We start from the raw sequence: 18,438 nt of genomic DNA on the forward strand, positions 1-18,438 counted from the left end.
TGTCAACTATTTTCCCTATTCATATTTTTTTACAAAAAAACAGCTGACAGGGATTCTGCCAACTGCTTTTATCAGGTTATTTAATTAGCAACGATATTGACTAACTTATTTGGTACCGCAATAACTTTTCTGACTGTTTTGCCTTCGATATATTCTTGCACTGTTTCATTGGCTAATGCTACTTTTTCTAGCTCATCTTTCCCTAAGTCTCGGGGAACATTGCTTTTCGCACGAACTTTACCGTTTACTTGGAAAACAACTTCTACTTCGTCTTCCACAAGTGCTGCTTCGTCATATGTTGGCCATGGTGCGTAAGAAATACCACCTTCATTTCCAAGGATTGACCATAGTTCTTCACCCATGTGAGGAGCAATCGGTGCGAGTAGTTGAACAAATCCTTCGATATATTCATAAGGCAGAGCGTCCACTTTATAGGCTTCATTGATAAAGACCATCAATTGGGAGATTGCTGTATTGAAATGAAGATTTTCATAGTCTTCTGTCACTTTTTTCACTGTTTGATGGTATACTTTATCAAGTTTGCCGTCGTTCAATGTAGTAATACGGTCACGCATTTTATTGTTTTCATCAACGATCAAACGCCATACACGATCTAAGAATTTACGGCTTCCTTCTAAGCCATTTTCGCTCCAAGCAATCGAAGCATCTAATGGTCCCATGAACATTTCGTACATACGCAGTGTATCTGCACCGTAAGTTTCAACCACATCATCAGGATTGACTACATTACCGCGAGATTTTGACATTTTTTCGTTGTTTTCGCCTAAGATCATTCCTTGATTGTATAGTTTTTGGAATGGTTCTTTTGTAGGAACAACACCGATATCGTATAAGAATTTATGCCAGAATCGTGCATATAGTAAATGAAGTACCGCATGTTCTGCTCCACCAATGTAGATGTCAACTGGTAGCCAACGCTTCAACTTTTCATAATCTGCTAGTTCTTTTTTGTTATGAGGGTCGATATAACGCAGGTAATACCATGAGCTTCCTGCCCATTGTGGCATTGTATTCGTTTCGCGACGGCCTTTTTTACCTGTTACAGGATCAATGACATTGACCCACTCCTCAATATTTGCTAATGGAGATTCTCCAGTACCGCTTGGCTTGATATTTTTTGTCTTAGGCAAACGTAATGGTAGCTCTTCTTCTGGGACAGCAGTGACTGTTCCGTCTTCCCAGTGGATGATTGGGATTGGTTCGCCCCAGTAACGTTGACGGGAGAATAGCCAATCACGTAAGCGATAGCTGACTTCTTTTTTCCCTACGCCATTTTCTTCTAGCCATTCATTCATTTTGTCGATTGCTTCTTGTTTGTTCATACCGTCTAGAAATTCAGAGTTGATGTGCGTACCATCTTCTGTGTAAGCAGCTTTTTGAACATCTCCACCTTCAATAACTGGAAGAATCTCTAGTCCGAAAGTTTGAGCGAATTCAAAGTCACGTTCATCATGTGCTGGAACAGCCATGATTGCTCCTGTGCCGTATGAAGCTAATACATAATCAGCGATCCAGATTGGGATTTCTTTGCCATTGACTGGATTGATTGCGTAAGCACCAGTAAATACTCCTGTTTTTTCTTTTGCAAGATCGGTTCTCTTCAGATCTGATTTTTTCGCTGTCTCTTCGATATAAGCTTCTACAGCAGATTTTTGTTCAGGGGTCGTAATTTCTCTAACAAGATCTAGTTCAGGTGCAAGAACCGAGTAAGTTGCACCGAATAAAGTATCTGGTCGTGTCGTAAACACGGTATAGGATTTATCCGTACCAGCCACTTTAAATTCAATATTTGCTCCCACTGAACGACCGATCCAATTTCTTTGCATTTCCTTGATGCTTTCTGGCCAGTCAACTAGTTCTAGATCATCCAATAAGCGATCGGCATAAGCAGTGATTTTCAGCATCCATTGGCGCATTGGTTTTCTGACTACGTCATAGCCACCACGTTCACTTTTTCCATCGATCACTTCTTCATTTGAAATAACTGTTCCTAATTCAGGTACCCAGTTTACCGCTACTTCTGCTTCATAAGCAAGACCTTTTTCATAAAGCTTCGTAAAGATCCATTGTGTCCATTTGTAATACTCTGGATCAGTTGTATTCACTTCGCGATTCCAGTCATAACTAAATCCTAAAGAATTGATTTGGCGTCGGAATGTTTCGATATTTTTTTGGGTAAATTCAGCCGGATCGTTTCCTGTATCTAACGCATATTGCTCAGCAGGTAGGCCAAATGCATCCCACCCCATTGGATGCAGTACGTTATATCCTTGACTTCTTTTCACACGTGAAAGGATATCCGTTGCCGTATACCCTTCAGGATGCCCTACATGGAGCCCTTGTCCGGATGGATAGGGAAACATATCTAGTGCATAAAATTTTGGTTTTTCAGGATCATCATGGGTGTTGAAGGTATTCGTTTTTGCCCAGTATTTTTGCCATTTTTTCTCAATTTCTTTATGATTGTAACTCATTTTCTGTCCTCCTGTTCTATTAAAAACGCTTGTTTCTATTATAGTATAGCGAAAAAAACCGGCAGAATCTGTTTCTTTTTGTTTTCTTTTACTTTGTTTTCTCAAACATCACAAAAGAAATAAAAAAATCCTATAAAAAGATTGCTCTTTTTATAGGACGTAATCTACGCGGTACCACCTATTTTTACCTTAATGAAAAGGCCTCGAACGTTGTAACGGCCGTCACCGCCACTTGCTTACTCGAATATTCAGCAAGGGCAACTCAAAGGCGAGTTCAAAAGCATCCGTGCACATTCTCACCAACCATGTGCTCTCTGAAACTTCAGTCTTTTTACTACTTCCTTTTCAAGTGTTGTCATATTTAAGTAGCCTTATAGTAACAAATATTTTTGTGGAATTCAATCGTTATTTCTTTGAACAGCTATTTTATTTAGCTACAATCAATGTTTGACCTGGATAAATAAAGTTGTTTTTGATATTGTTCCATTCGATTAGTTGAGCCATTGTAATTCCATGGCTGTCAGCAACGCCCCAAACAGATTCTCCAGATTTCACAGTATAGGTTTTCGAACCAGCAGGTGATTGTTGGTTTGTTGTTTGAGACGAACCTTTCTTCACGATCACTTGTTGTCCAGGATAGATGAAATTATTTTTGATATTATTCCATTCGATCAACTGATCCATCGTGATATGATGTTTGTTCGCTACGCTCCAAACTGACTCGCCTGCTTTCACGGTATACATTGTATTACCAGAGGATGATGTACTTGTTGTAGCAGACGTATTCGGTGTATTTGGTTTCGCTGCCGAAGTAGTTGAACCTGTATTGGTATTTGTTGAATTGCCGCCTTTAACGATCAATTGCTGTCCTGGGTAAATGAAGTTGTTTTTGATATTATTCCATTCGATCAGCTGATTCATCGTGATGCCGTTTTTATTTGCTACGCTCCAAACAGATTCACCCGCCTTGACTGTATAAGTGCCTTGAGACGAACTGCTGCCAGTATTAGCTGAACTGCTGTTATTTGTATTGGCTGACGACCCTGTATTACTTGATGCGCTGTTTGTTGACCCACTGTTTGAAACAGTCAGTTGTTGTCCTGGATAAATAAAGTTATTTTGGATGTTGTTCCATTGGATCAGTTGAGCCATCGTAATTCCGTATTTGTTGGAGACACTCCAAACAGAGTCTCCGGCTTTCACTGTGTATTTCGTTCCTGAAGCCGTATTAGAAGAACTTGAGTTAGACGAATTTGAACCACTTGTGTTCCCAGTACTTGAGCCAGTATTTGCTCCAGTATTAGAAGAACCGCCATTTGATACGATCAGCTGTTGTCCTGGATAAACAAAATTATTCTTGATATTGTTCCATTCAATCAATTGAGCCATCGTAATTCCGTGATCATTTGAGATCTTCCAAACAGAATCGCCAGATTGAACAGTGTATTTCGCCCCAGTTGTTTGTCCTCCGTTTGATGTACCAGCATTTCCTGAAGAATTGGTATTGTTACCAGAATTATTCGTCGAAGAGCCATTTTCTTGGCTACCCTTGATCGTTAGTTTTTGTCCTGGATAAATGAAATTGTTTTGGATATTGTTCCATTGAATCAATTGGTCCATTGTAATACCGAATTTATTGGAGATTCCCCAAACAGAATCGCCAGATTGAACAGTATAAGTGGTCGAAGTTGCTGAACCTGAGTTTGTATTACCAGAATTACTTGAACCGCTAGTACTACCTGTACTTCCAGTATTATTCCCACCTGTAGTGGCTCCACCGCCCGCGTTTCCGCTAGCTGGTGTATCATATTGGGTCAATCCGTAAGTCGTGATGATATTATTTAATTTGCTTGCATAACCAGGGTCAGTTGCATAACGACCTGTCAAACAAGCTGTCGCATCTGTATAGGATCTCGTGTTGCTCTTCCAAGTACCGGCATAGTAATAGCCGTTGCCAAATGAAGTATTTCTAAGTACATAGGCATTGTCATTGAACGATTCAGCAAAAGAAGGATATTGTCGGAAAGGCTCCTTTTTATTTACCCATTGATTATTTAAAAATTCAAGCGTATCCATGTAGACGGTTTGTCCTTGATAGCTGCCTTTTATCCCAAAAAGATTATAATAAGGTGCTTGCGATAACGCACTACTGCCCCAACCGCTTTCTACAACTGCTTGTGCGATCATCACTGATGCATACAAATCATTAGCTTGAGCAATTGGTTGCGCATAAGTAGCAATTTCTGTGATAAATGCCGCTGTGTTGATTCTTGCGCCGAACTGAACAGGTGTTTCATCCGCTTGAACAGGAACCGGCTGTACTAATGGAGCAGCGACAGAACAGCCTACCATCGCAGTTCCCACGATTGCTGCCCCTCGTTTTGCTTTTCGAAAACGTTTGGTCTGTTCTAAACGTCTCCGTTCTTTTCTTGCAATGTTTTCCATCTTCTATCCTCCAACTTCAATTTATCTATTATTAATAATTATAACTTCTCTTAATATTTATTAAAAGTTATTTAAGAGCTTTGTTGTTTTTTGTAATCATATTGTAATTTACCGTAATGAACAACTTCTGTTCATTTTCAAGTTCTTCCTACGTCTATGTTCTTATTTACAAGGATTTCGAAAAACACTGATTTTATTTTCCTAACATTTCATTTGTATTACCAAAAAATGTCTTTCCTATTACAGTTATTTTTTTTATAAGAATATTGGTTATTCAAAGAGGGATCATACATTGGTTTTATCTCTTTACCGTTTTTTTCGCTGGACCAAAAATGCTATAATAAGTCATTGCTTCAAAGGAGGAATTGTATGAAATATAAAACATCATTTCAGGTGACTGGCAGCTTCTTTCTTGTCCTGTTTTTTATTTTGGGCTGGATCGTAAAGTTCCATCTGCCGTGGCTTTCTGGTTTCGATCAGTGGTTTACAGACATTGTCAGAGCTTTTTATCCTGATCTGAACAGCTACCAACTCTTTATGACTAAATTCGGTAATCCTCTTACCGTCATCATTTTATTTGCTTGTGCGGCTTTATGGATGTGGTATAAGAAAAAAAGGGCAGAAACAGTTTGGTTCGTTTCTGGATTTATTGTAATTGCTGGAATCATCAACCCGTTGATCAAACTATTTTTCATGCGAGAGCGCCCTTCATTGACACACTTAGTGGTTGAGACAAGTTACAGTTTCCCTAGTGGACATGCAGCAGGCAGTATGATTCTTTACGGCTCTTTCCTATTTCTGCTGCCAGCTTTTGTTCAAAAAAGAACCTTACGTACATTGCTTCAATTGCTGATGGTGTTTATTATAGTAAGTGTCGGGATAAGCCGCATTTATCTGGGTGTCCATTTTCCTACTGATATCATCGGCGGCTACTTACTCAGTCTTTCTTGGCTGTGCCTGACTTATCCAGTGTATAGAGAAAAAAGAAAACAAATAGATAACTCTTACAGAAAGAAGGACTTTTAATGACTTTTCCTTATTCAGAAGGAAATAAAAGATATCATTCTTGGAATTACGCTTTACGAAATGAGTTTGGCGGGAAAATTTTCAAGGTGCCGATCGATGGAGGGTTCGACTGCCCGAATCGAGATGGAACTGTTGCCCATGGCGGATGTACTTTTTGCAGTGTATCTGGTTCGGGTGACATGATCGTTGCACCTGAAGACCCACTGCCAATCCAATTCCAGAAAGAAATCGACATGATGCATCAAAAATGGCCTCATGTCCAACAATACATCGTTTATTTCCAAAATTTTACAAACACCCATGCGCCAGTTGAAATAATCAAAGAACGATTTGAGCAAGTAGTCAATTTACCAGGTGTCGTAGGATTATCAGTCGGTACACGACCGGATTGTCTGCCAGATGAAGTAGTTGATTACCTTGCTGAACTGAATGAGCGGATGTATTTATGGGTAGAACTTGGATTGCAAACAACTTTTGAAGAAACTTCAAAACTGATCAACCGAGCACATGATTATCAAACTTATTTAGATGGCGTGGCTAAATTGCGCAAACATAATATCCGTGTTTGTACGCATTTGATCAACGGATTACCAGGCGAAAGTTTAGAAATGATGAAAGAAAATGTCAGACGCACTATTTTAGATTCCGATATCCAAGGAATCAAGCTCCATTTGATGCATCTGATGCGCAAAACGAGAATGTTGCGAGACTATCATGAAGGTCGACTTCAATTAATGAGCCGTCCTGACTATGTCAATGTCATTTGCGACCAGCTGGAAATGATACCAAAAGAGATCATCATCCATCGTTTGACAGGGGATGCGCCGTGGGATTCCTTGATTGGACCAATGTGGAGCTTGAAAAAATGGGAAGTCTTGAATGCAATTGATGAAGAACTTCTTCGCAGAGATAGCTTCCAAGGAAAATATGATGTACGGAAAAAGGTGAGTGTCTGATGTTGCAAACTGCTTTGCATTTCAGCCATACATTACTGCAAGAAATCTTGCAACCAGGAGATCACGTCGTAGATGCAACGATGGGCAATGGCCACGATACGGTTTTTCTAGCAGAACACATCGGAAAAACTGGTCATGTCTATAGTTTCGATATCCAGCAACAAGCAATCGATGCTACTCGTGAAAAGCTAGAACAGCATCAGTTAGAAGAACGTGTCTCATTGTTTCTACAAGGCCACGAAACGTTAGGAGAAGTGATAGCTGAACAACAAGATCTCAAAGCAGGGATCTTCAATCTAGGGTATCTCCCAAAAAGTGATAAAGCAATCATCACTATGCCAGAGACTACACGCACAGCTATGGAAGAAATATTGAAACGACTTATGCCTCGCGGACGATTGATCCTTGTCGTCTACTATGGTCATGAAGGCGGAGAAAAAGAACTGGATATGGTTGATTCTTTTTGTTCCAAACTGCCCCAGGAAACATATAATGTGCTGAATTATCGGTTTATCAACCAAAAGAACCAGCCGCCTATTTTATATTGTATTGAGAAAAAAAGATAAATAAAAAACGCAAAACATAAATGATATGTTTTGCGTTTTTTTCTCTAATACTCAGGTTAGAGCGTTGATTTCACAACCTCTTTATTCACGGTGCTCAAAAGCTTGCATCTGCGGTAATAAGTCCAACCAAATCAAAAACATGAGAAGCTGTTTTTGATTGGCTGTTCTTATTACTTGATGCAGGACAGCTTTTTCACAACTTCTTTATTCAAATACAAATTGATTATGATAAAGTTCCGCATAAAATCCATTTTCTGCTAATAACTCGTGATGACTGCCTTCTTCAATGACTTCCCCATCACGCAAGACAACGATTCTATCTGCATTCAAGATCGTTTTCAGCCGGTGAGCAATCACAAAGCTGGTTCTTCCTTTGATTGCTTCATCCATTGCTTTTTGGATCCTTGCTTCTGTTACCGTGTCTACATTACTTGTTGCTTCATCCAAAATCAATAAAGATGGATTTGTGATGATCGTTCGAGCAATACTGATCAACTGCTTTTGACCTGTACTGAACAAATTGTTTTCTTCGGATATCTCTGTATCATACCCTTTTTCTAACGTCATGATGAAGTCGTGAATGTTCGCTTGTTTTGCTGCATTGATGACTTCTTCATCTGAAGCATCTGGTTTACCGAATGTGATATTGTCTTTGATGGTGCCAGAGAACAATACGGATTCTTGCAAAACGATTCCTACATGTCTACGTAATGCATCTAGATTATACTCTCGGATATCTATTCCATCGATTACTACTGACCCATCATTGACATCGTAAAAACGATTCAGCAGATTCATGATCGTCGTTTTCCCAGATCCGGTTGGTCCAACAAGAGCAACCATTTCTCCTTTGTCCACATTGATTGAGACATCTTTCAAGACTAGTTTTTCTGGAGAATAACCAAAATCTACGTGTTGCAAGGCAAGTCCTTGTTCCACTCCATCAAATGCTTTACCGTTTTCTGGTTTGACTTCATCTTTTTCATCAAACATTTCATTTAATCGTCTTGCCCCTGTGATTGCTAATTGGATCATGCTGTACCCAGAAGAAATCTGCATCAATGGTTGGTAGTATTGTTGTGAATATTGGACGAATGTCACAACTAAGCCTAACGCCACCGAACGTTCCAAATCGCCATTCAATGCTAACCAGCCGCCGAAAAAGATAACGATTGCTGTATTGACTAGTGACATTCCTTGCATCATCGGAAATAGTAGGCCAGAATAAGCTTGTCCTTTGAACGTTGCTTCGCGAACACTTTGATTATGTTCTAAGAATCCTTCAATCGTCTCTTCTTGTAAGCCATTTGTGATGATAACACGTTGTCCGCTGATTTTTTCATCCATATAGCCATTCAGTTTTCCCACTTCATCTTGCTGAAGATCCACGTATTTTCGCGCTTTTCGAATAATCAAGACAGCTATCAAAATAGCGACTGGAGTAGAAGCAATCGTAGCCCAAGCTAATTCTACATTTTGACGAAACATCATAATCAAGATTCCGACAAGTAAAACAGCATTCGTGATGACTTGAAGCAATGCTTGGTTCAAACTATTTTGAATATTATCTAAGTCACTGGTAAAACGACTTAAAATTTCACCATCCTGATGAGAATCAAAGAAGCGAATCGTCAATTTTTCCAATTTGTTGAATAAACCGATACGCATCCGGTTCGTTGACTTTCCTACTACTTGAGTGAACAAAATACTATAAATAAAGTTGGCTGCACTAGCTAATACATAAAACAACAAGAGTTTCCATATCACAGAAACAAATTTGCTTTTATCATCTACGCCTTGCATCAAGCCACCTACGTAATTTGCTAATTCTTGGAAAGCTTCCCCGATATACTGAGGTGCTTTTACTTGTAGATAGGTAGCAATAATTACTGTGATAAAGATAAAGAAAAAGGAGAGTTTGTACCGCTTCAAATAGTGATAGAAAAATTTACTTGCTTTTATTAAATCAGTCATACTTACTCCTCCGTTCCTTTTTGAGTTTCAAAAATTTCCTGATAGACACGGTTTCCAGCTACCAATTCCTCATGGGTTCCTTCACCGACTAATCTACCTTCATCCAATACTAAGATGCGGTCTGCTTTGACAACAGAAGCAATTTTTTGTGCGATGACGATCGTCGTTGTTCCCTTCAAATCTCGATCAAGTGCTTCTCGGACCAGTTTTTCAGAGCGAGCATCCAATGCACTCGTACTATCATCTAAAATCAAGATCTTTGGATCACCGATAACACCACGAGTAATGGATAGTCGCTGCTTTTGTCCACCAGAAAAATTGCTGCTTCGTTCTTCTACTGGTGCTTCGTAACGATCAGATAACTTTTCGATGAATTCTTTTGCTTGAGCAATAGAAGAAGCATGTTCCATCTCTTTTTCTGTTGCATTCTTTTTTCCTTGGCGCAAGTTTTGAGCAATCGTTCCTGAGAATAAAATTGCTTTTTGCAAAACAAAGGACACCGTTTGTCTTAAACTCTTTTCATTTACTTGGCGAAGATCTACACCACCTACTTCTACTTTTCCTTCTGTTGGATCAAACAGACGAGGAATCAGCTGTGCTAGTGTGGATTTCCCGGCGCCAGTCGCCCCGACGATCCCGACCATTTCTCCAGGTTTGATAGAAAAGCTGATATCTTTAAGCGTATCTGTATCCTCACCAGGATAACGAAAAGAAACATGGTCAAAAGTGACAGAACCCGTCAACTCTTGTTCTGGAACGTCTAAATAAGTAAGATCTGGTTCAGCATCTAAAATTTCCGCAATCCGCTTCAGCGATACGGCTGCTCTTGAAGTCATCATCATCATCATTCCACCGATAATGATTGCCATCATGATCTGCATCAAATAATTCATGAATGAAGCAATTCCACCAATTAACGTAGGATCATCTTTAACAAGATCGCTCACAAAAAAGATCGCCCCAACCACAGCCAAATTGGCAGCCAGCATGAAGGACGGGATCATCACAGAAAATAATGTACCGACTATGATGTTGTGTTTTGTTAAGTCCTCACTTACTTTGCTGAATGTCTTCAATTGGTTTTCTTCCTGTACAAAAGATTTCACCACACGAATCCCTAGTAAGTTTTCTTTTGCAATGCTATTTACACGATCAATCAGTTTTTGAATGATCATGAAGTGCTTACCCATCCGTGTAAATGAAAGTGCCGTGATAAGAAATACCGTAACGATAAGCGCTACGATGATCCACCACAATTGTGGCATCGTGATCATAGCTAAAATGAAGGCACCAATAAATAAGAATGGAATTCGAAAAAGTGATTGTAAAGAAATCATCACTAAATTTTGGATTTGCGTGATATCATTTGTTAGACGAACAACAAGATTCCCAGCAGAGAACTGTTCGATATTCCCAAATGAAAATGTCTGGATCTTTCGAAATGCTTCTTCTCGGATATCTGCACTTACGCCCTGAGCTACTTTTGCAGAGAAAATCGTGTTCGTTACACCTGCGGCTAATCCTAGCAAAGCCAGACTGATCAGATAAATACCGATTGTTTTCATTTCATCATTATCTTCTGTAATAATAGCTTCCAATACTTGCTGTAGTAATTTAGGTTGCCATAATGCTGCTGCAACCATGACTGCTACGGACAGCAAGGAAATAAAAACAGCTACTTTATATTTTTTCGCATGTCGTAAGATTAATTTCATTCGTTGATTACACCCCTTTGTTTAAATTGACAGGACTAATTTAACACTGTAAAATTAGACCGACTAACAATTTACCATGTTTAAAAAGATAATGCAATACACGAGGTTGATAAAATGGAAATAAAGCTTTCTCAAGCAATCATCATTCAGGCCGCCTTTGATATCCTGGCTGAAACACAAGCTCTTTCGCAGCTTTCCATGCGAAACATCGCAAACAGAATTCATGTTCAAGCACCTGCTTTATATTGGTATTTCAAAAACAAACAACAACTCTTGCAGAAAATGGCTGAAACAATGGAAGAAGAATTAGCGCTTCCAGATCCAACTTTGCCCTGGAATGAACAGTTGCTGCAGTATATGGAAAATTACTATGATCTTTATACACGTTTCCCTTGTGGGGCAGAATTAGAAATCAATACTGTGCCCGCTTTTCCGAGTCGATTAGAACATTTGGAACAAATGATCCAATTACTTGTTCATGAAGGATTTTCAGTCACCCAAAGTCATCAGGCCATTGCCTCTCTCCACAATTTATTGATTGGACAGCTAATGGATCAGCAGCATGAACAACAGCTTCGGCAAAAGATTATGGACGGAAATGAATTTTTGAAGGAAACAGTTCTATTTATGCGTAATTATGTAGTTGAAAATCAATTAGAGGGTTTTAAAGAAAGTATACAGTCCCATGCAGAATTGAATGAAAAAGCACTCTTTCTAACGAGCGCACAAACCTATATTGAAGGTTTATGCCAACAAAATAAAAGAAGAGAAAACAATCGATAAAAAAGCTCCTATAAAGGTCACCAACAAAGTGATCTCTATAGGAGCTATCTTTTTAAGTCTCTTTTTTACTTTTCTTCCATCAGCCACACCAATGCACGTTGGATCCATTGATCCCAGAAGACCCAGTTATGATCGCCAGGTCCTTGTTCAAAGGTGACCGCTAAGCCTTGTTCCTGCATAGCAGATACCATTTCCTGATTTGCTTGATAAAGAAAATCAGATTCCCCACAAGCCATATAAAACCTTGGGACTGGTTTTCCGCTTTTTACTAATTCTTTCAATAAATATTGCGGATCATTCTTTGAACCTTCGATTTGATCCAATGGTCCAAAGATTCCTTCCCAAAAGGCTGCTTTACGTACCATCAAAAGGTCATCCATTCGGTTTCCTACAGAAACAGCGCCTGAAAGAGAGATTACTGCTGCGAAATTTTCTGATTTTGCAAGGCCTAGTTTTAATGCGCCATATCCGCCCATCGATAATCCAGCGGCATATGTTTTTTCCCTTTTTCTTGTTAATTGCGGGAATAGTTCATGACAAATCTCAGGTAGCTCTTCTGCAATGAACGTCCAATATTTCATATCATAAACCGTATCTGTGTACCAGCCAAGATCAGTAGATGGCATGATGACAGCTAATCCGTAGTCTGCTACATAACGTTCAATCGACGTACGTCTTTCCCATACACTATGATTGCCACCCATCCCATGAAGTAAATATAAAACAGGTATGTCCGTTGTCGCTTGCTCTGAACTGGTGCCAATCACCTTTTTAGTTGTTTGTGGGAGTATCACATTTAGATTGACTTCCATTTCTAATACATTCGAATAAATATTTGCTTGAATAAATGCCATATTTTCGCCTTCCTTAGTAAGAAGTTATTTTTGAATAACTTTAAATTTGAATGATTCGGCAAAGTACATGTCTCGACCGAAACTACTGTTTTATTTTACCACTTTTTTCATGAACGAAAAGCGTTAAGACCAAAGCAATGATCACGAGTAACAAGCCAACTAGATAAACGGAATGTAACCCATCATAAAGAATTTTTCTTAATGGTAACAGAATATCCGCATCGATATATTTAGCCGTTTGTGGATTCACCAGTTTGTTCATGATATCTGCATCATTTGTTAAATTTGCTGCTGCAAGTTCTCGTTTAGTTACCCCATTTATCAATAAACCAAAAATAGAAACCATGACTGTTTGACCAATTGTTCGAACTAACGTATTAAAAGAAGTTGCTACACCAAGCTGATCACGAGATACACTATTTTGTGCACTGACAGTCGAGGTAGTCATGGTCACACCTAAGCCTATACCGATGATCGTTGATATAGCAAAAAACCATAAATAGTTACTTCTGAAAGGCATAAGATACAACCAAGCGCCCCCAATAGCTGCGATTAGTAGTCCAATTCTCAAGACCCAATGAGTTTTCATTTGAGTCATCCACTTGCTTGCAAGGAAAGAACCAACCATCCAGACTAGTGATAATGGTGCTAATACCAACCCACCAATTGCTGCATTCAGTCCTAATACACCTTGCATCCACATAGGAATATAAACATCGATTCCCATCAAAAAACCACTAGCCAATGCTGCAGCCAAGTTGACCACAACAAATAGTGGATTTTTGAATAAATGCATCATAATGACAGGATCTTTAGCTCTTTTTTCGGCAAAAATAAAAATACCTAACATTACGATACTACCTAGCAGCAAAGCAGAAACAAGCGGACTCATTCCTTCGTCTCCTAATAATTGGAACCCTAACAGCAATGAGACAAGCATGGCCATCAAACTAAAACTACCAAAAATATCCATTGGTTTAGACTCATGTATGATTTTTGGTTCATTTAAATATAGCCAAATCAAAATAATTAATAGAATTCCGATCGGCACATTGATAAAAAAGATCCAGTGCCAGCTGATCGTTTCAACGATGAATCCTCCCGCAAGCGGTCCAAAAACACTGGCAATCCCCCAAGCTGAACTATTCAAGCCTAAAACTTTTGCTCGCTTCTCAATAGAATAAAGATCGCCAATGATCGTCAAAGCTACTGGCATCATTGCTCCAGCGCCCATCCCTTGAATCGCACGAGCAGCAATCAACCCGATCATGCTTTGAGATAAACCGCAAAATAACGAACCGATAATAAACAATAATGTCCCAAAAATAAAAATTGGTTTCCGTCCCACTTTATCCGCAAGTTTTCCGTAAATCGGAGTAAGCATAGCGTTTGTCAGCAAATAAATCGAAAATACCCAGTTCATGATTTCCATTCCATGTAATGAGCCGACAATCGTTGGCATAGCGGTTGTTACAATTGTTCCTTCAATAGCCGTCATGAACGTTGCAATGAAAACACTCACTGTGACTAAAGCAACATTTGTTTCTTTTTTCATCTTATTCCTCCTTTTTCATCATGACAGGATCTAAAAATAGATAAATACTCACTATCTTTTTCAAGAGATGCACTGCCATAAAAAAAGCTGGAACAACCACCATTCGGCGATCGTTCCAGCTGAATATAGCTTATTTTGCTAAACTTGCTTTCAATGCATCTACTTTGTCCGTATGTTCCCAAGGCAAATCCACATCTGTACGACCAAAATGACCGTAAGCAGCTGTTTGTTTGTAAATCGGACGACGCAAATCAAGCATCTCGATGATTCCTGCTGGCCGAAGATCGAAGTTTTCTCTCACTGCAGCAATCAGTTCTTCTTCCGGAACCGTTCCAGTACCGAAAGTATTGATGGAGATCGAAACAGGTTGAGCAACACCAATCGCATAAGCTAGCTGTACTTCTGCTTTGCGAGCAAGCCCTGCTGCAACGATGTTTTTAGCAATATAACGTGCAGCATAGCTGGCAGAACGGTCAACTTTTGTCGCATCTTTACCAGAAAAAGCACCGCCACCATGACGAGCATAACCGCCATACGTATCAACAATGATCTTTCTTCCTGTTAATCCGGCATCCCCTTGAGGACCACCAATGACAAATCGGCCAGTCGGATTGATATAATATTTTGTTTGATCATCTAATAATTCAGCTGGAATAACTTCCTTCACTACTTTTTCGATGACATCATGACGAATTGTTTCATTATCTACTGCATCATCATGCTGTGTTGAAATAACGATTGTATCTACGCGCTCAGGTTGTCCTTGATCATCATATTCAACTGTGACTTGAGATTTTGCATCTGGACGTAAATACGTTAATTCATTTGATTTACGCAAATCTGCCAAGCGGCGTACCAGACGATGACTCAAAGCGATTGGTAAAGGCATTAATTCCGGTGTTTCATCTACAGCAAAACCAAACATTAACCCTTGGTCGCCAGCACCAATTTCATCTAATACGTCTTTTTTATCTTCATCCCGGATCTCAAGTGCTTCGTCAACTCCTTGAGCAATATCAGGAGATTGTTCATCAATCGCAACCAATACAGCTGCTGTATCTCCATCAAATCCGAATTTTGCACGTGTATAACCAATTTCTTTTATTGTTTCCCGTACGACTTTTTGAATATCTACATATGCCGTCGTAGATATTTCTCCAAATACTAAAACAAGCCCAGTTGTTACAGATGTTTCACACGCTACTCGTGCTGTTGGGTCTTGTTCTAAAATTGCATCCAAGATTGCATCACTGATTTGGTCAGCGATTTTATCTGGATGTCCTTCAGAAACAGATTCTGATGTAAATAAGTGTCTTTCTACCATTATAATGATTCCCCCTAGTTAAATTCGGTTACAAGGCATCTCCGTCCTGCGGATCCTTTCGGGAACTTGCAACGAACCAAGTATAGCAGATAAAACAGTTTTCTGCTCGTATTTTTTCATTTTTTTGCTTAAAAAATATAAATATTTTACATTAGATTTATCCAAAAAAGCTTAGCACAATCATCTATAAAGATAACTCTGCTAAGCCTTTTAAAATCATTCTTTCAGATAAAAAGAAAAAGATACTCATCAAGTATCTTCCATGACCCGTACGGGATTCGAACCCGTGTTACCGCCGTGAAAGGGCGGTGTCTTAACCGCTTGACCAACGGGCCAATAAAATAAATGGGCCTAAATGGACTCGAACCATCGACCTCACGCTTATCAGGCGTGCGCTCTAACCAGCTGAGCTATAGGCCCATAAAAACTAAAAGCGGGTGACGAGAATCGAACTCGCGACAACAGCTTGGAAGGCTGTGGTTTTACCACTAAACTACACCCGCATAATGGCGCGGGACAGAATCGAACTGCCGACACATGGAGCTTCAATCCATTGCTCTACCAACTGAGCTACCGAGCCAAACGGTTCCGACGGGAATCGAACCCGCGATCTCCTGCGTGACAGGCAGGCATGTTAACCCCTACACCACGGAACCATTGTTTTTAGTTTTTAATTGCGGGAGCAGGATTTGAACCTACGACCTTCGGGTTATGAGCCCGACGAGCTACCAGACTGCTCCATCCCGCGATAATATGAAAAGGAGGATAAGGGATTCGAACCCTTGCACGGTTTTACCCGCCTGACGGTTTTCAAGACCGTTCCCTTCAGCCGGACTTGGGTAATCCTCCATGTAAAACTATATTGAATTTAATGACCCGTACGGGATTCGAACCCGTGTTACCGCCGTGAAAGGGCGGTGTCTTAACCGCTTGACCAACGGGCCAGGTAAAACAAAATATTGAAACGGAGAAGGAGGGATTTGAACCCTCGCGCCGGTTTCCCGACCTACACCCTTAGCAGGGGCGCCTCTTCAGCCACTTGAGTACTTCCCCAAAACCAATAAGATTTTGTACTAATGGGCCTAAATGGACTCGAACCATCGACCTCACGCTTATCAGGCGTGCGCTCTAACCAGCTGAGCTATAGGCCCATAAAAACTAAAAGCGGGTGACGAGAATCGAACTCGCGACAACAGCTTGGAAGGCTGTGGTTTTACCACTAAACTACACCCGCATGGCGGTTCCGACGGGAATCGAACCCGCGATCTCCTGCGTGACAGGCAGGCATGTTAACCCCTACACCACGGAACCAGTGTTTTTAGTTTTTAATTGCGGGAGCAGGATTTGAACCTACGACCTTCGGGTTATGAGCCCGACGAGCTACCAGACTGCTCCATCCCGCGATAATACGATAAAGGAGGATAAGGGATTCGAACCCTTGCACGGTTTTACCCGCCTGACGGTTTTCAAGACCGTTCCCTTCAGCCGGACTTGGGTAATCCTCCATATGAAACTTACAACGCCACAATGGACCTTGTAGGACTCGAACCTACGACCGGACGGTTATGAGCCGTCTGCTCTAACCAACTGAGCTAAAGGTCCAGGCTCTTAAAAATCGCGGCGGAGGGGATCGAACCCCCGACCTCCCGGGTATGAACCGGACGCTCTAGCCAGCTGAGCTACACCGCGAAAAAGATATTCATTATTTAAATGAAATGGAGCCTAGCGGGATCGAACCGCTGACCTCCTGCGTGCAAAGCAGGCGCTCTCCCAGCTGAGCTAAGGCCCCGTGTTTAAATTTATAATTATCGGGAAGACAGGATTCGAACCTGCGACCCCTTGGTCCCAAACCAAGTGCTCTACCAAGCTGAGCTACTTCCCGTTTAATTAACGCGCCCAAGAGGAGTCGAACCCCTAACCTTTTGATCCGTAGTCAAACACTCTATCCAGTTGAGCTATGGGCGCATATTTGAAATGCCGAGGACCGGAATCGAACCGGTACGGTGATCACTCACCGCAGGATTTTAAGTCCTGTGCGTCTGCCAGTTCCGCCACCCCGGCGCGATTGCTTTGGCAAAGCGGAAAACGGGGTTCGAACCCGCGACCCCCACCTTGGCAAGGTGGTGCTCTACCACTGAGCTATTTCCGCGTGTTTAAAGATGCCGGCTAAAGGACTTGAACCCTCGACCCTCTGATTACAAATCAGATGCTCTACCAACTGAGCTAAGCCGGCATGTAAAACTTAAATGATGCGGGTGAAGGGACTTGAACCCCCACGCCGTAAGGCGCTAGATCCTAAATCTAGTGCGTCTGCCAATTCCGCCACACCCGCAAAAATATGAGCCGTACAGGGCTCGAACCTGTGACCCTCTGATTAAAAGTCAGATGCTCTACCAACTGAGCTAACGGCTCATATGGAGGTTAACGGGATCGAACCGCTGACCCTCTGCTTGTAAGGCAGATGCTCTCCCAGCTGAGCTAAACCTCCATGGATAACTTAAGCGTGGCGACGTCCTACTCTCACAAGGGGCAACCCCTCACTACAATCGGCGCTAAGAAGCTTAACTTCTGTGTTCGGCATGGTTACAGGTGTATCCTTCTCGCTATCGCCACCACACTGTGGTGTTATCTTTTATTGAGTAAATTTTGTTCACTCAAAACTGGATTTGAAGTTCTATAAGTTTTTTGCCGAGTTCTTTTCTTTTTAACCTATTGGTTAAGTCCTCGATCGATTAGTATCAGTCC

At 40.8% G+C, this 18,438-nt stretch carries 11 protein-coding genes, 25 tRNA genes, 2 rRNA genes, 1 riboswitch and 1 other annotated feature (1 of these 40 only partly in view); of the genes, 4 read left to right on the forward strand and 34 right to left on the reverse strand.

Features of this window, described 5'->3' with window-relative positions; genetic code table 11:
- Positions 1-80 precede the first annotated feature (80 nt).
- Positions 81-2,495, reverse strand: coding sequence for a leucine--tRNA ligase (leuS, locus tag IGJ53_RS12800; RefSeq protein WP_259741487.1), 2,415 nt, complete (start codon positions 2,493-2,495; stop codon positions 81-83).
- 150 nt (positions 2,496-2,645) lie between these two features.
- Positions 2,646-2,852: a binding site (T-box leader), on the reverse strand.
- A gap of 69 nt (positions 2,853-2,921) precedes the next feature.
- Positions 2,922-4,940 carry a LysM peptidoglycan-binding domain-containing protein gene (locus tag IGJ53_RS12805; RefSeq protein WP_259741486.1) on the reverse strand — a complete coding sequence of 673 codons (2,019 nt, stop codon included), beginning with the start codon at positions 4,938-4,940 and terminating at the stop codon, positions 2,922-2,924.
- Positions 4,941-5,309: 369 nt separating this feature from the next.
- Between IGJ53_RS12805 and IGJ53_RS12810 the strand changes: the two genes are divergently transcribed.
- The 3 genes from IGJ53_RS12810 to IGJ53_RS12820 are packed head-to-tail and all read left to right on the forward strand — an operon-like array spanning position 5,310 to position 7,488.
- Positions 5,310-5,966, forward strand: a complete 657-nt coding sequence (locus IGJ53_RS12810; RefSeq protein ID WP_259741485.1) for a phosphatase PAP2 family protein — start codon at positions 5,310-5,312, stop codon at positions 5,964-5,966.
- Positions 5,966-6,922, forward strand: coding sequence for a TIGR01212 family radical SAM protein (locus IGJ53_RS12815; protein ID WP_002285909.1), 957 nt, complete (start codon positions 5,966-5,968; stop codon positions 6,920-6,922). The genes IGJ53_RS12810 and IGJ53_RS12815 overlap by 1 nt, the downstream gene beginning before the upstream one ends.
- Positions 6,922-7,488, forward strand: coding sequence for a class I SAM-dependent methyltransferase (locus IGJ53_RS12820; protein WP_259741484.1), 567 nt, complete (start codon positions 6,922-6,924; stop codon positions 7,486-7,488). The genes IGJ53_RS12815 and IGJ53_RS12820 overlap by 1 nt, the downstream gene beginning before the upstream one ends.
- A gap of 204 nt (positions 7,489-7,692) precedes the next feature.
- On the opposite strand, the gene IGJ53_RS12825 is transcribed toward IGJ53_RS12820, so the two are convergent.
- Both IGJ53_RS12825 and IGJ53_RS12830 read right to left on the reverse strand, forming a co-directional pair.
- A complete protein-coding gene (locus tag IGJ53_RS12825) occupies positions 7,693-9,462 on the reverse strand; it encodes an ABC transporter ATP-binding protein (RefSeq protein WP_010733485.1) in 1,770 nt (589 codons plus the stop codon).
- Between the two features lie 2 nt (positions 9,463-9,464).
- Complete coding sequence (locus IGJ53_RS12830; RefSeq protein WP_002329921.1) at positions 9,465-11,177, reverse strand: ABC transporter ATP-binding protein; 1,713 nt, start codon at positions 11,175-11,177, stop codon at positions 9,465-9,467.
- Positions 11,178-11,291: 114 nt separating this feature from the next.
- Between IGJ53_RS12830 and IGJ53_RS12835 the strand changes: the two genes are divergently transcribed.
- On the forward strand, positions 11,292-11,960 hold the full coding sequence (locus IGJ53_RS12835; protein WP_010733487.1) for a TetR family transcriptional regulator: 669 nt from the start codon (positions 11,292-11,294) through the stop codon (positions 11,958-11,960).
- A 65-nt stretch (positions 11,961-12,025) separates the two neighbouring features.
- On the opposite strand, the gene IGJ53_RS12840 is transcribed toward IGJ53_RS12835, so the two are convergent.
- From IGJ53_RS12840 to IGJ53_RS12985, 30 genes are all read right to left on the reverse strand, one after another.
- On the reverse strand, positions 12,026-12,814 hold the full coding sequence (locus IGJ53_RS12840) for an alpha/beta hydrolase (protein ID WP_002374137.1): 789 nt from the start codon (positions 12,812-12,814) through the stop codon (positions 12,026-12,028).
- 82 nt (positions 12,815-12,896) lie between these two features.
- On the reverse strand, positions 12,897-14,369 hold the full coding sequence (locus IGJ53_RS12845; protein WP_010733488.1) for an MDR family MFS transporter: 1,473 nt from the start codon (positions 14,367-14,369) through the stop codon (positions 12,897-12,899).
- Positions 14,370-14,499: 130 nt separating this feature from the next.
- Positions 14,500-15,693: a methionine adenosyltransferase gene (metK, locus tag IGJ53_RS12850; RefSeq protein WP_002292731.1), complete on the reverse strand. Its 1,194-nt coding sequence runs from the start codon at positions 15,691-15,693 to the stop codon at positions 14,500-14,502.
- Positions 15,691-15,770, reverse strand: a riboswitch (SMK box riboswitch). It overlaps the preceding gene by 3 nt.
- A 186-nt stretch (positions 15,771-15,956) precedes the next feature.
- Positions 15,957-16,028 (reverse strand) — tRNA-Glu (locus IGJ53_RS12855).
- 11 nt (positions 16,029-16,039) lie between these two features.
- A tRNA-Ile gene (locus IGJ53_RS12860) sits at positions 16,040-16,113 on the reverse strand.
- Positions 16,114-16,125: 12 nt separating this feature from the next.
- A tRNA-Gly gene (locus IGJ53_RS12865) sits at positions 16,126-16,196 on the reverse strand.
- A gap of 4 nt (positions 16,197-16,200) precedes the next feature.
- A tRNA-Phe gene (locus IGJ53_RS12870) sits at positions 16,201-16,273 on the reverse strand.
- A gap of 3 nt (positions 16,274-16,276) precedes the next feature.
- Positions 16,277-16,349 (reverse strand) — tRNA-Asp (locus IGJ53_RS12875).
- 18 nt (positions 16,350-16,367) lie between these two features.
- Positions 16,368-16,441: transfer RNA gene (locus tag IGJ53_RS12880), tRNA-Met, on the reverse strand.
- A gap of 11 nt (positions 16,442-16,452) precedes the next feature.
- Positions 16,453-16,542: transfer RNA gene (locus IGJ53_RS12885), tRNA-Ser, on the reverse strand.
- Between the two features lie 23 nt (positions 16,543-16,565).
- Positions 16,566-16,637: transfer RNA gene (locus tag IGJ53_RS12890), tRNA-Glu, on the reverse strand.
- Between the two features lie 21 nt (positions 16,638-16,658).
- Positions 16,659-16,746: transfer RNA gene (locus tag IGJ53_RS12895), tRNA-Ser, on the reverse strand.
- Between the two features lie 24 nt (positions 16,747-16,770).
- A tRNA-Ile gene (locus tag IGJ53_RS12900) sits at positions 16,771-16,844 on the reverse strand.
- A 12-nt stretch (positions 16,845-16,856) separates the two neighbouring features.
- Positions 16,857-16,927 (reverse strand) — tRNA-Gly (locus IGJ53_RS12905).
- 1 nt (position 16,928) lies between these two features.
- Positions 16,929-17,004, reverse strand: a tRNA-Asp gene (locus IGJ53_RS12910).
- 18 nt (positions 17,005-17,022) lie between these two features.
- Positions 17,023-17,096: transfer RNA gene (locus IGJ53_RS12915), tRNA-Met, on the reverse strand.
- Positions 17,097-17,108: 12 nt separating this feature from the next.
- Positions 17,109-17,198, reverse strand: a tRNA-Ser gene (locus IGJ53_RS12920).
- 23 nt (positions 17,199-17,221) lie between these two features.
- Positions 17,222-17,295: transfer RNA gene (locus IGJ53_RS12925), tRNA-Ile, on the reverse strand.
- A gap of 13 nt (positions 17,296-17,308) precedes the next feature.
- Positions 17,309-17,382: transfer RNA gene (locus IGJ53_RS12930), tRNA-Met, on the reverse strand.
- A 27-nt stretch (positions 17,383-17,409) separates the two neighbouring features.
- A tRNA-Ala gene (locus IGJ53_RS12935) sits at positions 17,410-17,482 on the reverse strand.
- Between the two features lie 19 nt (positions 17,483-17,501).
- Positions 17,502-17,575: transfer RNA gene (locus tag IGJ53_RS12940), tRNA-Pro, on the reverse strand.
- A gap of 9 nt (positions 17,576-17,584) precedes the next feature.
- A tRNA-Arg gene (locus tag IGJ53_RS12945) sits at positions 17,585-17,658 on the reverse strand.
- Positions 17,659-17,668: 10 nt separating this feature from the next.
- Positions 17,669-17,754: transfer RNA gene (locus tag IGJ53_RS12950), tRNA-Leu, on the reverse strand.
- A 16-nt stretch (positions 17,755-17,770) separates the two neighbouring features.
- Positions 17,771-17,842: transfer RNA gene (locus IGJ53_RS12955), tRNA-Gly, on the reverse strand.
- A gap of 11 nt (positions 17,843-17,853) precedes the next feature.
- Positions 17,854-17,926: transfer RNA gene (locus IGJ53_RS12960), tRNA-Thr, on the reverse strand.
- A 17-nt stretch (positions 17,927-17,943) separates the two neighbouring features.
- Positions 17,944-18,025 (reverse strand) — tRNA-Leu (locus IGJ53_RS12965).
- 7 nt (positions 18,026-18,032) lie between these two features.
- Positions 18,033-18,105 (reverse strand) — tRNA-Lys (locus IGJ53_RS12970).
- A gap of 3 nt (positions 18,106-18,108) precedes the next feature.
- Positions 18,109-18,181 (reverse strand) — tRNA-Val (locus tag IGJ53_RS12975).
- Positions 18,182-18,194: 13 nt separating this feature from the next.
- Positions 18,195-18,310, reverse strand: a 5S ribosomal RNA gene (gene rrf / locus IGJ53_RS12980).
- A 95-nt stretch (positions 18,311-18,405) separates the two neighbouring features.
- Positions 18,406-18,438, reverse strand: a 23S ribosomal RNA gene (locus IGJ53_RS12985); it runs 2,882 nt beyond the window's last position.

The organism is Enterococcus sp. DIV1283b (genome assembly GCF_051710965.1).
In the GTDB taxonomy this organism is placed as follows: Bacteria; Bacillota; Bacilli; order Lactobacillales; family Enterococcaceae; genus Enterococcus_B; species Enterococcus_B lactis.

Excerpts from the sequence above, each read along its gene's own strand:
- leuS (WP_259741487.1), bottom strand. The coding sequence starts at position 2,495 with ATGAGTTACAATCATAAAGAAATTGAGAAAAAATGGCAAAAATACTGG.
- IGJ53_RS12805 (WP_259741486.1), bottom strand. The coding sequence starts at position 4,940 with ATGGAAAACATTGCAAGAAAAGAACGGAGACGTTTAGAACAGACCAAA.
- IGJ53_RS12810 (WP_259741485.1), top strand. The coding sequence starts at position 5,310 with ATGAAATATAAAACATCATTTCAGGTGACTGGCAGCTTCTTTCTTGTC.
- IGJ53_RS12815 (WP_002285909.1), top strand. The coding sequence starts at position 5,966 with ATGACTTTTCCTTATTCAGAAGGAAATAAAAGATATCATTCTTGGAAT.
- IGJ53_RS12820 (WP_259741484.1), top strand. The coding sequence starts at position 6,922 with ATGTTGCAAACTGCTTTGCATTTCAGCCATACATTACTGCAAGAAATC.
- IGJ53_RS12825 (WP_010733485.1), bottom strand. The coding sequence starts at position 9,462 with ATGACTGATTTAATAAAAGCAAGTAAATTTTTCTATCACTATTTGAAG.
- IGJ53_RS12830 (WP_002329921.1), bottom strand. The coding sequence starts at position 11,177 with ATGAAATTAATCTTACGACATGCGAAAAAATATAAAGTAGCTGTTTTT.
- IGJ53_RS12835 (WP_010733487.1), top strand. The coding sequence starts at position 11,292 with ATGGAAATAAAGCTTTCTCAAGCAATCATCATTCAGGCCGCCTTTGAT.
- IGJ53_RS12840 (WP_002374137.1), bottom strand. The coding sequence starts at position 12,814 with ATGGCATTTATTCAAGCAAATATTTATTCGAATGTATTAGAAATGGAA.
- IGJ53_RS12845 (WP_010733488.1), bottom strand. The coding sequence starts at position 14,369 with ATGAAAAAAGAAACAAATGTTGCTTTAGTCACAGTGAGTGTTTTCATT.
- metK (WP_002292731.1), bottom strand. The coding sequence starts at position 15,693 with ATGGTAGAAAGACACTTATTTACATCAGAATCTGTTTCTGAAGGACAT.